Origin of the sequence: Xenophilus sp. (assembly GCF_044462705.1) — a bacterium.
Classification (GTDB): domain Bacteria; phylum Pseudomonadota; class Gammaproteobacteria; order Burkholderiales; family Burkholderiaceae_C; genus Xenophilus; species Xenophilus azovorans.
Genome location: NZ_JBIQNC010000135.1, coordinates 2,171 through 14,423, shown reverse-complemented (window position 1 = coordinate 14,423; position 12,253 = coordinate 2,171). Strand labels below are relative to the sequence as shown.

Below are 12,253 nucleotides of genomic sequence, written 5' to 3'. Positions count from 1 at the left end.
GCACGTGCAGTACGCGGTGGAGGACGTCAACGCCAAGGGCGGCGCGCTCAAGGGCACCAAGCTGCAACTGCTGCAGTTCGACAGCAAGCTCTCGGCGCAGGAGAGCCAGAGCGCGCTGCAGGCCGCCATCGACCAGGGGGCCCGTGCCATCGTCACCGGCGGCTCGGGCTCGTCGGTGGTGACGGCGCTGGTGCAGGCCGTCAACCGCTGGAACCAGCGCAACCCGGGCAAGGAAATCCTGGTGATGAACCACTCCTCCATCGACCCGGAACTGACCGGCAAGGCCTGCAGCTTCTGGCACTTCCAGACCGAGGCCAACACGGCGATGAAGATGAAGGCCATCGCCAACTACGTCAAGAAGACGCCGCAGGTGAAGAAGGTCTACCTGCTCAACCAGGACTACGCGCACGGCCGCCAGTGGGCCGCCTACGGCAAGCAGATGGTGGGGCTGGCGCGGCCGGACGTGCAGTTTGTCGGCGAGACCTTCCACCCCATCGGCCGGGTGAAGGACTTCGCGCCCTACGTCGCCAGCATCAAGGCGGCCGGCGCGGACTCGGTGATCTCCGGCAACTGGGGGCAGGACATGACGCTGCTGCTCAAGGCGGCCGGCGACGCGGGCTACAACCTGCACTACTTCAACCACAGCGCCGGCTCGGTGCCGGGCACGGTGACGGCGGTGTCGCAGGCGAAGCTGGGCGAGCTGACCTGGGTGGCCGAGTGGCACCCGGGCCAGGCCGACACGCCGAAGGTCGATGCGCTCGCCAAGGCCTACAAGGCCAGGACGGGCAAGGACTTCCTCGCGCCGCGCATCGACATGGTGCCGCGCCTGCTGGTGGCGGCCATCGACAAGGCGGGCAGCACCGACGCGGCGAAGGTGGCCCGCGCGCTGGAGGACCTGACCTACGACTCCGTCGTCGGCCCGGTACGCATGCGCGCCGAGGACCACCAGTTGCTGCTGCCGCAGGTGGTCAACACCATCGCGCCGGTGGACGGCAAGGCGGTGAAGGCCGGCTACGAGGGGACGAACTACGGCTTCCGCACCGATGCGGTCTACACAGGCAACGAGATCGCGCAGGGGACGGAGTGCAAGATGCAGCGGCCGTGACGGCACAAAAGAAAGGGCGCCCGAGGCGCCCTTTTCGTTCTGCGTTCCGTCGTCAGGCCCGCGTCGGGTCCGGGTACACCAGCGGGCCCAGCAGCTTGCTGTCGAAGGGCGCCCATCCGCCCTCGGGCTGGGCCAGGCGGTCGGCCAGGGCATAGAGCACGGCGGGGTGCGCGCCCAGGCCGATGTGGCTGGCCAGCACCTCGATGTTCTCGGCTTGCGGGCCGGGGTCGTTCAGGCTGCACTGCCAGGCCACCACGCCGTCGCTGCGGCTGAAGATGGAGGTGGTGGGCATCCCGGGCAGCGGGGTCACCATGCGCATGCGATCGGGGTCGCGCGAGCTGCGGCCGCTGACGAGTTCGTAGACGCGCCACGCGTTGGTGGACTGCGCATGCCCGCGCAGCGGGCTGCCCAGGGTGACGACGTTGCGAACGCGGTCGGGGTACCTGTTGGCCAGCATCCGGGCGTAGATGCCGCCCAGGCTCCAGCCGACCAGGCTGACCTTGCGGCCGTGGCGCTCGTTCAGCTCGTGCAGCAGGCGCTCCATGCCGGCCTCCACGCCTTCGCGCGGGCCGAAGTTGCGGCCCAGGCCCCAGCCGTGCGCGTCGTAGCCGCGGCCCTTGAGGTAGCGCCGCAGCAGGCGCGTGGAGGCGTCGCTGGCCACCAGGCCGGGCAGCACCAGCACCGGGTGGCCGTCACCGCGCGGCGCCAGCTGCAGCCAGGGCCACATGGCGATGGTGGCGCCCGCTTCCCAGAACACGCGGCCCTCGGCCAGCATGAGCAGGTGCGACGGGGGCGGCACCACCGGATCGTGGTGGTCGGCGGCGGTGGACGAGGGATTCGACATGCTTCTTTCCTCCGGGTTGGTGCGGTCAGCCGAGGTACTTGGCTCGCAGGTAGTCAAGGTAAGCCCTGGATTCGCGGGAAACATAGGGAGAAACCAGCGTCAGCGTGTAGTACGCCGCCAATCCGGTGTCGCCTTGGGGACGCTGGGCGGGGCCGGGCACCATCTGCTCGAAGCCGAGCCAGCAGGTGGTGGTGAAGACGATCTGCAGCGCCAGCGTCTGCGCCTGCTCGGGCGTGGCGTCGATCACGCTCGCGTCCGCCAGCGACTCGCACAGCGCCTGCATGGCCATCAGGCTGCGGCCGTTGAGGTCGCGGATGCGCTGGCCCAGCGGCGGGTATTCCAGCGCCAGGTGCCCCATGTCGCGGTAGACGAAGCGCCAGGCCTGAATGGCTTCGAAGCGCAGGTGCAGCGCCAGCCACAGGTCGTCGATGGCGCCGATGCCGCCGGCCGAGGCGTCGAGCGTGTCGATGCGTTCCTCGAAGCGGCGCAGCAGCCACTCGACGATCTTCTGCTTGGTGCTGAAGTGGTAGTGCAGGTTGCCGGCGCTGATGCCGGTCTCGGCGGCGATGCGGTGCGTCGAGACCGCGGCCAGCCCGTGTTCGTTGAACAACTGCAGGCTGGCCTGCAGGATGCGCTCGCGGGTGGGGTGTCCGGCCACGCGATGATGCCCGTGCGTCAGCGGCCTGTGGTGCGGGGCGCGCGGCGGGCGGCGGGCGGCTCCTTCGCGGGCTTGCCCGCTGCCGTCGCGGCGGGCGGGCCGGCGGGAGGCGCCGCGCCCAGGCGTTCCAGTTGCGCCAGCACCGCGTCGAGCTGGGCGCGCAGCGCCTGCAGCTCGTCGCGCGTGGGCATGCCCAGGCGTTCGAGGGCGGCGGCCACGCGCTGGTCGAACACGTCCTCGAACTTGCGCAGGCCGAAAGGATCGAGGCCGGGAAAGACGCCGTGCGGCGCCGCGGCCTCCTCGACCACGCGCCGCACCGGGGCGATGCCCAGCAGCGATTCGATGACGCTGGCATGGCGGCGCGCGGCGTCCTGCCGCACCGTGTCCAGCGCCTTCAGGCCGGCCTGCCACAGGCTGGCGCCCTGCTGCGCTTCTCCTTCGCCGCGCTCGGCCGGTGCCTGCGGGGCCGGTGCCGGCCCCTTGCGGGCCGCGCCCCGGCGGGGCCGCGGCGGCGGCTGGCCGTCGGCGGGAGCGTTGGAGCGTCGGGTGGCCATGGCAGTCTCCAGTCGTCGTCAAGGGGCGCGGCGGCCCCGGGATGCAGCGCCGGGCCGGCGGGAGAAGGCTCAGGCCTTCTCGGCGGCGGCGCGGGCGCGCTGCGACTTCACGCGCACGGTGGTCGCGCCGTCGGCCGATTCTGCCGTGGCGGCCACGCGGGCTGCCAGCTGCTCGGCGCCGGTGGCGATGCTGTCGGCCACCTTCAGCGAGATCTGGGCCAGCGGCAGGTGCAGCGCGCGCAGCGTGTTCAGCAGCGACACGCCGGGCTCGACCGTCACGCGCTGGGCGGCGTCGGCCACGGCCTGGATGCCGCCGGTCGTGCGGTCGGCCACGATGTCCATGACCTGCGCGGCCAGGGCGGTGTCCTTGTCGAGACGGTCGGCCAGGAAGCCGTTGAACTTCGCCTGCGCCTCGGCCACTTGCTGGCCGATCTTCTCGCCGACGAAGGCGGGGGTGGCCGGCGTGCGGGCGGCGGCGCCGTCCAGCAGGCGGCGGGCGCCGGCGCGGTACGCGCCCAGCAGGTGCTTGCCGGCGGCGTTGTACTGGCCCACCACGTCGATGGCGATGGCGTGCAGGGAGGTGTCGGTGGTGGTGGTCATGTTCGTGTTCCTCTGAAGGGTGATCTGGATGGGATGGATCATCCGGCCAAAGCCCTGGGGCGGTGAAGCCAGAAAGTGCAGGAACTTAGGGCGGTTGCCCTATCCGAGGCGCATGCTCCGTACACTGCCCGCGATGAACACCGTGCGACTCATCGGCGCGCCCACCGACGTGGGCGCCAGCGTGCGCGGCGCCGGCATGGGCCCCGACGCGCTGCGCGTGGCCGGCCTGCCCGAGGTGCTGGCGCGGCAGGGCCTGAAGGTGGTCGATGCCGGCAACCTGGCCGGTCCCGCCACGCCGTGGCGGGCGCCCGAGGGCGGCCTGCGCCACCTGCCCGAGGTGGTGGCCTGGAACCGTGCCGTCTACGAGGCGGTGGACGCCGCGCTGGGCGCCGGCGAGGTGCCGCTGCTGATGGGGGGCGACCACTGCCTGGCCATCGGCTCCATCAGCGCCGTGGCCTGGCACGCGCGCCGCCGCGGGCAGCAGTTGCGCGTGCTGTGGCTGGACGCGCATGCCGACGTCAACACCGAGGCCACCAGCCCCAGCGGCAACATCCACGGCATGCCGGTGGCCTGCCTGCTGGGCCACGGCCCGGCCGCGCTCACCGGCTGGAGCGGCGCGCCCGGCGCGCTGGACGCCGACGCCGTCCGCTTCCTCGGCATCCGCAGCGTCGACGCCGCGGAGCGCGAGGCCATCCGCGACCTGGGCCTCGCGGTCTTCGACATGCGCCACATCGACGAGCACGGCATGCGCACCACGATGCTGGAGGCGCTGCAGGACGTGGACGAGGCCACCCACTTGCACGTGAGCTTCGACCTCGACTGCCTGGACCCGGGCGACGCCCCCGGCGTGGGCACCGGCGTGCGCGGCGGCCCGACCTACCGCGAGATGCAGCTGTGCATGGAGATGATCGCGGACACCGGCCGGCTGGCCTCGCTCGACGTAGTCGAGATCAACCCGGCGCTGGACGTGCGCAACCGCACCGCCGAGGTGGCGGTGGAGCTGATCGAGAGCCTGTTCGGCAAGTCGACGCTGGCACGCTGACGGCCCGGCGTTTTCTCCTACACGCGTCGGCGCCACGGCTGTCGCCGCGGCGGCGGTGCGGCGCCGTAGAGTGGCTGCCTCATGCCAGACGTCCCTGCTGCTCCCGTGCTCTTCCGCTCCCTGCGCGTGCTGGTGGTCGACAACGACCGGCGGCAGCTGCGCGCCACGCTCGACATGCTGGCGGCGCTGGGGCACTGGGCCACCGGCGTCGACAGCGCGGAGCAGGCCTGCACGCGCTGGTTCGACGGCGCCTTCGACCTGGTGATGACCGAGGTCCGCCTGCCGGCGCTCTCCGGCTTCGACCTGGCCGAGACCCTGCGCCGGGGACGCGACGTGCGGGTGCTCTTCGCCACCGGCCTGCCCCGGCCCGCGGCGCGCCTGCCGGCCCGCACGGGCTGGCTGGCCAAGCCCTTCGGCCGGGATGATCTGGCGGCGGCGCTCGACGCGCTGGTGTCCGTCAGCCTCGCGACGCCGTCGGCGGTACGGGCACGTCCGCAGGAGACGGCGTCGCTGCCGGAGCGGCTGGTGCCAGTTCGCGCGCCGGCGGCGGCTTCGCCCGGGTCACGGGTGCGGCGACCGGGCCTGCCGCGCCGGATGGCGCTGCCGGCGGTGCGGGCAGATAGCGTTCCATCAGCGTGAAGAAGCGGTCGTAGAAGTCGTCGCCCGTCAGCGTCTCGCTGGCCACCTTGACCAGCGCGTCGCTGCTGGCGGCGAAGGGCAGCGACAGCGAGCCGATGGCGCCCACGCCCACGCTGGCGGAGTTGTTGACCTTCTTCAGTTCGTAGCGATCCTGCACGGCGGTGGCGAAGGCGGTGGAGCCCGGCCGGCCCGCCGCGGCGGGCGCGCAGACGACGCGCATCTCCACCTCCACGTGCACCTCGGCCGCCGGCTGGAACTGCTTGCGGCCGCTGAGCTGCTCGTCCGACGCCGCGGAGATGAAGAAGCCCTGGCTCAGCAGGGCGCGGCGCGCCGCCTCGCAGGTGTCGGCCGACGCGGCCGGGTAGTCGCGCGTGTGGGTGGTGGTGGTGGCGAAGTCCTCCGTCGCGTAGCGCGGGGCGCGCGGCCCCGGGCCGGCGCAGCCGGCGGCGAGGACCACGGCCAGCAGCGGCAGGGCTGCGAGAGGCAGGCGCCGGGCGCGAAGCGGCGGACGAGGCGGATCGGATCGGTGCATGGACACGGAAGCGGGCGGGAAGACGCCGCACGGCGCGGCGTTCGAGAGAGGAGAGCGCGGGCCGGAGGTTCCCGCCGGCCGCGGTGCGTCGGCGATTCTGCCCTCAGCCGGGCCAGTGGAAGACGTGCTCCGCGCGCGTCCGGCCGGCGGCGATGCGCCGCGCGTTGGGCTCGTCGGTCGTCTCCACCCAGCGGCGCGCCGCCTCGGCGCTGCGGCCGAAGCGCCGGTGCCGCGCCACCAGGCGCTCGCGGCGCAGTGCGTCGTCCACCTCGATCCACCAGCAGGCGTCCAGCAGCGGACGCACGCCGGCCCAGCCGCCCTCGTCCAGCAGCAGGTAGTTGCCCTCGGTGATGACCAGCGGCACGTGGGCCTCGACCGCGATGGCGCCGGCCACCGGCTCCTCGATCTCGCGGCGGAAGGCCGGCGCGTAGACGGCCGGGTCGCCCGGCCGCTGCGCCCGCAGCCGCGCCAGCAGCGCGGCGTAGCCGGCCGCGTCGAAGGTGTCGGGCGCGCCCTTGCGCCCGGCGCGGCCGAGCCGCTGCAGCTCGGCCTGCGCGAGATGGAAGCCGTCCATCGGCACCACCACCGCCCGCGCGCCGCAGTGCGCCGCCAGCGCCGCGGCCAGCGTCGACTTGCCCGCGCCCGGCGGCCCGGCCAGGCCCAGAAGGAAGCGCCGCCCGGCGGCCATCAGGCCATCGAGGCGGCGCAGCGTGTCGGCGGGCAGGGCGGGGGCGGCGTCGGCCATGCCCCCGATGATGCCTGTCAGGGGTACAGGCCGCGTTCCTCGCGGGCGATCAGGATGCGCTCGCAGGCCACCGCGTAGGTGGCGGTGCGCAGCGGGATCTTGTGCTCCTCGCCCTTGGCCCAGATGTGGTCGAAGGCACCGACCATGATGCGGTCCAGCCGCTGGTTGATCTCGTCCTCGGTCCAGAAGAAGCTGGAGAAGTCCTGCACCCACTCGAAGTACGAGACCGTCACGCCGCCGGCGTTGCAGATCACGTCGGGCACCACCAGCACGCCGCGCTGCGCCAGGATGTCGTCCGCCTCCGGCACCGTCGGGCCGTTGGCGCCCTCGAGCACCAGCTTGGCCGTCAGCTGGCGCGCGCGCGCGGCGGTGATCTGGCCTTCCAGCGCGGCCGGGATCAGGATGTCGCACTTCACGCCCCAGAAGGCGTCGTTGTCCACTTTCTCGCCGTCCTTGAAGCCGGCGATGCCGCCTTCCTTCTGCGAGAAGGCGATCAGCGCCTTCATGTCGAAGCCGTTCTCGTTGACCAGCGTGCCGGTGTGGTCCTGCACCGCCACCACCTTGGCGCCGGCCTCGGCGAACAGCTCCGCCGCCACCGAGCCCACGTTGCCGAAGCCCTGCACCGCCACGCGGGCGCCCTCCAGCTTCAGGCCCATGCGGCGCGCCGCCTCGCGGCCGGTGACGAACACGCCGCGCCCGGTGGCCTTCACGCGGCCGAGCGAGCCGCCCAGGTGGATCGGCTTGCCGGTGACCACGCCGGTGGCGGTGGCGCCCACGTTCATGGAGTAGGTGTCCATCATCCAGGCCATGATCTGGCCGTTGGTGTTCACGTCCGGCGCCGGGATGTCGGAGTGCGGGCCGATGATCAGGCCGATCTCGCTGGTGTAGCGGCGGGTGACTTTTTCCAGCTCGTTGCGCGAGAGCTTCTTCGGGTCGACGCGGATGCCGCCCTTGGCGCCGCCGTAGGGCAGGTTGACGGCCGCGCACTTGACGGTCATCCAGGCCGACAGGGCCATCACCTCTTCCAGCGTCACCTCGGGGTGGAAGCGCACGCCGCCCTTGCCCGGACCGCGGCTGAGGTTGTGCTGCACGCGGTAGCCCTCGTAGTGGGCGATGGTGCCGTTGTCCATCTCGATCGGCACGTCCACGATCAGCGCGCGCTTGGGGCGCTTGAGCGTTTCGGTCCAGCGCGCCAGCTTGCCCAGGTAGGGCACCACCCGGTCGACCTGCGACAGGTAGGTGCCCCAGGGGCTGGTGGGCGAGGGATGGACGTACGAGAGTTCGCTGAGGTGGCTCATGGCGGCGGGAGCGGAGTTGGGATGGGCCGCTACCTTATTCCTCGGCTGCCGGCGATGCCAGCGGGTATGCGCGGCGCGGCGGATCGTATGCGCGAGCCGCAAGGGCCGGCGCGCGCTCAGCGCCGCCCGAAGATCGCCGTGCCCACCCGCACCATCGTGCTGCCGGCGGCGACGGCGGCCTCCAGGTCGGCGCTCATGCCCAGCGAGAGGGTGTCCAGCGTGAGGCCCGCCGCCCGAAGCTGGTCGAAGACGGCTGCGGCGCGCAGGAACAGGGCCCGCTGCGCTTCGAAATCGGGAGCGGGCTCGGGGATCGCCATCAGCCCGCGCAGGCGCAGCCCGGGCAGCGCCGCCACCGCCCGCGCCAGCGGCAGCGCCTCGCCGGGCGGCACGCCGGACTTGTTGGCGCCTGCGTCCACGTTCACCTGCAGGCAGACCGAGAGCGGCGGCAGGTGCGCCGGCCGCTGCTCGGACAGGCGCTGCGCGATCTTCAGCCGGTCGACGCTGTGGACCCAGTCGAAGTGCTCGGCCACCGGCCGCGTCTTGTTGCTCTGCAGCGGGCCGATGCAGTGCCATTCCAGTTCGCCGCGCAGGTCCGCCAGCGCCTCGATCTTGGCCAGGCCCTCCTGCACGTAGTTCTCGCCGAAGGCGCGCTGGCCGGCGGCGTGGGCGGCGCGCACCGCCTCCGGCCCGAAGGTCTTGGACACGGCCAGCAGTTGCACGCCCGCCGCATCCCGGCCCGCCGCCGTGCAGGCCGTCACGATGCGAGCACGTACTTGTTGGAGGTTGGCGGCAATCATCGTCATAATCTTACAAAGCGTTTCAAAACGTCACGGTGCGGCGGCGCCCGCCTGCCGGGGACGATTTCCCCCTACCGAGGAACTCGCGTGGACATCACCCAGCTGCTGGCATTCAGCGTCAAGAACAAGGCTTCCGACCTGCACCTCTCGGCCGGCCTGCCGCCGATGATCCGCGTGCACGGCGACGTGCGGCGCATCAACGTCGACGCGCTCGACCACAAGGCGGTGCACGCCATGGTGTACGACATCATGAGCGACACCCAGCGCAAGCACTACGAGGAGTTCCTGGAAGTGGACTTCTCCTTCGAGATCGAGGGGCTGGCGCGCTTCCGGGTCAACGCCTTCAACCAGAACCGCGGCGCCGCGGCCGTGTTCCGGACCATCCCGAGCAAGATCCTCACGCTGGAGCAGCTCAACGCGCCCAAGATCTTCGGCGAGCTGGCGCTCAAGCCGCGCGGGCTGGTGCTCGTCACGGGCCCCACCGGCTCGGGCAAGTCGACCACGCTGGCCGCGATGATCAACTACCTGAACGAGACGGAGTACGGCCACATCCTGACGGTGGAGGACCCGATCGAGTTCGTGCACGAATCCAAGAAGTGCCTGATCAACCAGCGCGAGGTGGGGCCGATGACGCTCAGCTTCGCCAACGCGCTGCGCTCGGCGCTGCGCGAAGACCCGGACGCCATCCTCGTCGGCGAAATGCGCGACCTGGAGACCATCCGCCTGGCGATGACGGCGGCCGAGACGGGCCACCTGGTCTTCGGCACCCTGCACACCTCCAGCGCCGCCAAGACCATCGACCGGATCATCGACGTCTTCCCCGGCGAGGAAAAAGAGATGATCCGCGCCATGCTGTCCGAGTCGCTGCAGGCCGTGATCTCGCAGACCCTGTGCAAGACCAAGGACGGCTCGGGCCGCGTGGCGGCGCACGAGATCATGCTGGGCACCCCGGCCATCCGCAACCTGATCCGCGAGGCCAAGGTGGCGCAGATGTACTCCTCCATCCAGACCGGCCAGGGCCAGGGCATGCAGACGCTGGACCAGTGCCTGACGGACCTGGTGCGGCGCGGCCTGATCTCCGCCGCCGAGGCGCGCGGCAAAGCCAAGATCCCGGAAAACTTCCCGGGCTGAGCCCGCAGCCCTTTCGACGGAGCGCACGCACATGGAACGCGATCAAGCCAGCCAGTTCATCAACGACCTGCTCAAGCTGATGGTCAGCCGCGGCGGCAGCGACCTGTTCATCACGGCCGACTTCCCGCCCGCCATCAAGATCGACGGCAAGGTGACCAAGGTGTCGCAGCAGGCCCTCTCGGGCCAGCACACGCTGGCGCTGACGCGCTCCATCATGAACGACCGCCAGACGGCCGAGTTCGAGCGCACCAAGGAGTGCAACTTCGCCATTTCGCCCTCGGGCATCGGGCGCTTCCGCGTCAACGCCTTCGTGCAGCAGGGCCGCGTGGGCATGGTGCTGCGGACCATCCCGCAGCAGCTCCCCACCATCGACGGCCTGAACATGCCGCAGGTGCTCAAGGACATCGCCATGACCAAGCGCGGCCTGGTCATCCTGGTCGGCGCCACCGGCTCGGGCAAGTCCACCACGCTGGCGGCCATGGTCGACTGGCGCAACGAGCACTCGCAGGGCCACATCGTCACGGTGGAGGACCCGATCGAGTTCGTGCACCCGCACAAGAACTGCGTGGTCACGCAGCGCGAGGTGGGCATCGACACCGACAGCTGGGAAGCGGCGCTGAAGAACACGCTGCGCCAGGCGCCCGACGTCATCCTCATGGGCGAGATCCGCGACCGCGAGACGATGGACAACGCCATCGCCTTCGCCGAGACCGGCCACCTGTGCATGGCCACGCTGCACGCCAACAGCGCCAACCAGGCGCTGGACCGCGTCATCAACTTCTTCCCCGAGGAGCGGCGCATGCAGCTCCTGATGGACCTGTCGCTCAACCTGCGCAGCCTGATCTCGCAGCGCCTGATCCCTACCGAGGACGGGCGCGGCCGCGCCGCCGCGGTGGAGATCCTGCTGAACACGCCGCTGATCTCCGACCTCATCTTCAAGGGCGAGGTGGGCGAGATCAAGGAGATCATGAAGAAGAGCCGCAACCTCGGCATGCAGACCTTCGATCAGGCGCTGTTCGACCTGTTCGAACAGCACACCATCTCCTTCGAGGATGCCCTGCGCAACGCCGACTCGGCCAACGACCTGCGCCTGCAGATCAAGCTGCAGAGCCAGCGCGCCCGCACCACCGACCTGGCGGCGGGCACGGAGCACATGACGATCGTTTGACCGACCGGCCGGGCTGCTACCTGGCGTAGGCCCGCCGCGACCCGTCCTCGAACACCTCGTCGTCGCGCAGCGGCCGGCCGTCGTCGCTCCAGCCGCGCTCGCGCTTCAGGCGGCCCGCATCGTCGTAGCTGGACTCGGCCACCAGCGTGCCCTGCTCGTTGAAGCGCTGGTGGACGCCCACCGGCACCTGCCGGCCGTAGCGGCCGGTGAGCGCGTAGCGGCTCGCAGCCGCGCGCTGGCCGTTGTCGAAGAACTCGGTCACCTCCAGCGTGCGCGCCTCGCCGCTGCCGCCGTAGACCGCCTTGCGGCGCGGCTGGCCGTTGAGGTAGTAGCTGTCCTCGGCCAGCGGCTCGCCCCCGGGCGACCAGCGCTGCTCGCGCACCAGCGTGCCGCGCTCCGAGAACTCGGCCTCGCGCAGGCGGATGCTGCCGCGCTCCGTCACCTGCGCCTCGCGCTCCCGGCGCTTCACGCCCTCGGGCGAGAACTGCTGCTCGGTGAGCCGGTCGCCCTCCTGCGCCATCCGGGCCGCGACCTGGCCGTTGTCATGGAAGCGCTCGGCGCGCACGCGCTGGCCGGCCCGCAGGGCCAGCCGCTGGCGCAGCGTGCCGCGGCTGTCGAACAGGTCGACGCCGGCGGGCGACGCGCCCGCATGCCCGCACAGCTTCGCGTCGTCCACCGCGGGCGCCAGCACCGGCCGATCGGCGCAGCGCAGCTCGGTGAGCTGGCCGCGCTCGTTGAACTCGGCCACCGCGCGCTCGCCGCCGGGTTCTTCGTGGAAGGACACGCGGCGCAGCTGCCCGGAGGGGTAGAAGCTGCGCGCCAGCCCGACCGTGCGGCCGTTGGCATAGGTCGCCTCGCGCACCACCTTGCCGGCGGCATCGAACTCGCGTGCGCGGCCGTCCATGTTGCCCTTCTCGTTGACGCTGTGCTCCTTGCGCAGCCTGCCCTGCTCGTAGAAGCGCACCAGGCCCATGAACACGCCGTTGCGAAGCTCCTGCTCGCGGCGCATCTGGCCGCTGTCGCGGTCGCGGCAGCGCATCAGGCCGCTCAGGCCGGCGGTGGTGTGGCCGTTGGCCGGGTTCACGCTGCGGCCGTCGACCTCGCAGTCCTGCACCGCATGGGCCGTGGCCGCCAGGCCGG

General features: G+C 71.6%; 13 protein-coding genes and 1 pseudogene. 5 read left to right on the top strand and 9 right to left on the bottom strand.

Features of this window, described 5'->3' with window-relative positions; all coding sequences use genetic code 11:
• On the top strand, positions 1-1,105 hold a 1,105-nt coding region (locus ACIY1X_RS18220; RefSeq protein WP_399683157.1), incomplete at its 5' end, for a branched-chain amino acid ABC transporter substrate-binding protein.
• A 52-nt stretch (positions 1,106-1,157) separates the two neighbouring features.
• On the opposite strand, the gene ACIY1X_RS18215 is transcribed toward ACIY1X_RS18220, so the two are convergent.
• The 4 genes from ACIY1X_RS18215 to ACIY1X_RS18200 all read right to left on the bottom strand — a co-directional run bounded on the left by ACIY1X_RS18215 (position 1,158) and on the right by ACIY1X_RS18200 (position 3,761).
• Positions 1,158-1,949: an esterase/lipase family protein gene (locus ACIY1X_RS18215; RefSeq protein WP_399683155.1), complete on the bottom strand. Its 792-nt coding sequence runs from the start codon at positions 1,947-1,949 to the stop codon at positions 1,158-1,160.
• 25 nt (positions 1,950-1,974) lie between these two features.
• Complete coding sequence (locus ACIY1X_RS18210; RefSeq protein WP_399683152.1) at positions 1,975-2,607, bottom strand: TetR/AcrR family transcriptional regulator; 633 nt, start codon at positions 2,605-2,607, stop codon at positions 1,975-1,977.
• Between the two features lie 17 nt (positions 2,608-2,624).
• On the bottom strand, positions 2,625-3,161 hold the full coding sequence (locus tag ACIY1X_RS18205; protein WP_399683150.1) for a phasin family protein: 537 nt from the start codon (positions 3,159-3,161) through the stop codon (positions 2,625-2,627).
• Positions 3,162-3,230: 69 nt separating this feature from the next.
• The gene (locus ACIY1X_RS18200) at positions 3,231-3,761 is read right to left on the bottom strand and encodes a hypothetical protein (RefSeq protein WP_399683147.1); all 531 of its coding nucleotides are present in this window, start codon (positions 3,759-3,761) and stop codon (positions 3,231-3,233) included.
• A gap of 133 nt (positions 3,762-3,894) precedes the next feature.
• Between ACIY1X_RS18200 and rocF the strand changes: the two genes are divergently transcribed.
• Together rocF and ACIY1X_RS18190 are read left to right on the top strand one after the other, a co-directional pair.
• The gene (gene rocF, locus ACIY1X_RS18195; RefSeq protein ID WP_399683144.1) at positions 3,895-4,803 is read left to right on the top strand and encodes an arginase; all 909 of its coding nucleotides are present in this window, start codon (positions 3,895-3,897) and stop codon (positions 4,801-4,803) included.
• An 81-nt stretch (positions 4,804-4,884) separates the two neighbouring features.
• Positions 4,885-5,232 (top strand): annotated as a pseudogene (locus tag ACIY1X_RS18190) (response regulator); the annotation flags it as partial.
• 28 nt (positions 5,233-5,260) lie between these two features.
• Here the strand turns inward: ACIY1X_RS18190 and ACIY1X_RS18185 are convergent.
• The 4 genes from ACIY1X_RS18185 to ACIY1X_RS18170 all read right to left on the bottom strand — a co-directional run bounded on the left by ACIY1X_RS18185 (position 5,261) and on the right by ACIY1X_RS18170 (position 8,820).
• Entirely contained in the window at positions 5,261-5,974 is a 714-nt protein-coding gene (locus ACIY1X_RS18185) for a DUF2242 domain-containing protein (protein ID WP_399683159.1), read from the bottom strand.
• A 103-nt stretch (positions 5,975-6,077) separates the two neighbouring features.
• Positions 6,078-6,719, bottom strand: a complete 642-nt coding sequence (locus tag ACIY1X_RS18180; protein WP_399683142.1) for a nucleoside/nucleotide kinase family protein — start codon at positions 6,717-6,719, stop codon at positions 6,078-6,080.
• A gap of 17 nt (positions 6,720-6,736) precedes the next feature.
• A complete protein-coding gene (locus ACIY1X_RS18175) occupies positions 6,737-8,017 on the bottom strand; it encodes a Glu/Leu/Phe/Val dehydrogenase (protein ID WP_399683139.1) in 1,281 nt (426 codons plus the stop codon).
• Between the two features lie 116 nt (positions 8,018-8,133).
• A complete protein-coding gene (locus ACIY1X_RS18170; protein ID WP_399683136.1) occupies positions 8,134-8,820 on the bottom strand; it encodes a YggS family pyridoxal phosphate-dependent enzyme in 687 nt (228 codons plus the stop codon).
• An 81-nt stretch (positions 8,821-8,901) separates the two neighbouring features.
• On the opposite strand from ACIY1X_RS18170, the gene ACIY1X_RS18165 reads away from it, so the two are divergent.
• Positions 8,902-9,945, top strand: coding sequence for a type IV pilus twitching motility protein PilT (locus tag ACIY1X_RS18165; RefSeq protein WP_399683134.1), 1,044 nt, complete (start codon positions 8,902-8,904; stop codon positions 9,943-9,945).
• Between the two features lie 31 nt (positions 9,946-9,976).
• Positions 9,977-11,113: a PilT/PilU family type 4a pilus ATPase gene (locus ACIY1X_RS18160; protein WP_399683132.1), complete on the top strand. Its 1,137-nt coding sequence runs from the start codon at positions 9,977-9,979 to the stop codon at positions 11,111-11,113.
• Positions 11,114-11,129: 16 nt separating this feature from the next.
• Here the strand turns inward: ACIY1X_RS18160 and ACIY1X_RS18155 are convergent.
• On the bottom strand, positions 11,130-12,253 hold a 1,124-nt coding region (locus tag ACIY1X_RS18155; RefSeq protein WP_399683129.1), incomplete at its 5' end, for a toxin-antitoxin system YwqK family antitoxin.

Bases quoted from the DNA above. Each gene is read 5' to 3' on its own strand.
- ACIY1X_RS18215 (WP_399683155.1), bottom strand. From the start codon at position 1,949: ATGTCGAATCCCTCGTCCACCGCCGCCGACCACCACGATCCGGTGGTG.
- ACIY1X_RS18205 (WP_399683150.1), bottom strand. From the start codon at position 3,161: ATGGCCACCCGACGCTCCAACGCTCCCGCCGACGGCCAGCCGCCGCCG.
- ACIY1X_RS18200 (WP_399683147.1), bottom strand. From the start codon at position 3,761: ATGACCACCACCACCGACACCTCCCTGCACGCCATCGCCATCGACGTG.
- rocF (WP_399683144.1), top strand. From the start codon at position 3,895: ATGAACACCGTGCGACTCATCGGCGCGCCCACCGACGTGGGCGCCAGC.
- ACIY1X_RS18185 (WP_399683159.1), bottom strand. From the start codon at position 5,974: ATGCACCGATCCGATCCGCCTCGTCCGCCGCTTCGCGCCCGGCGCCTG.
- ACIY1X_RS18180 (WP_399683142.1), bottom strand. From the start codon at position 6,719: ATGGCCGACGCCGCCCCCGCCCTGCCCGCCGACACGCTGCGCCGCCTC.
- ACIY1X_RS18175 (WP_399683139.1), bottom strand. From the start codon at position 8,017: ATGAGCCACCTCAGCGAACTCTCGTACGTCCATCCCTCGCCCACCAGC.
- ACIY1X_RS18170 (WP_399683136.1), bottom strand. From the start codon at position 8,820: ATGACGATGATTGCCGCCAACCTCCAACAAGTACGTGCTCGCATCGTG.
- ACIY1X_RS18160 (WP_399683132.1), top strand. From the start codon at position 9,977: ATGGAACGCGATCAAGCCAGCCAGTTCATCAACGACCTGCTCAAGCTG.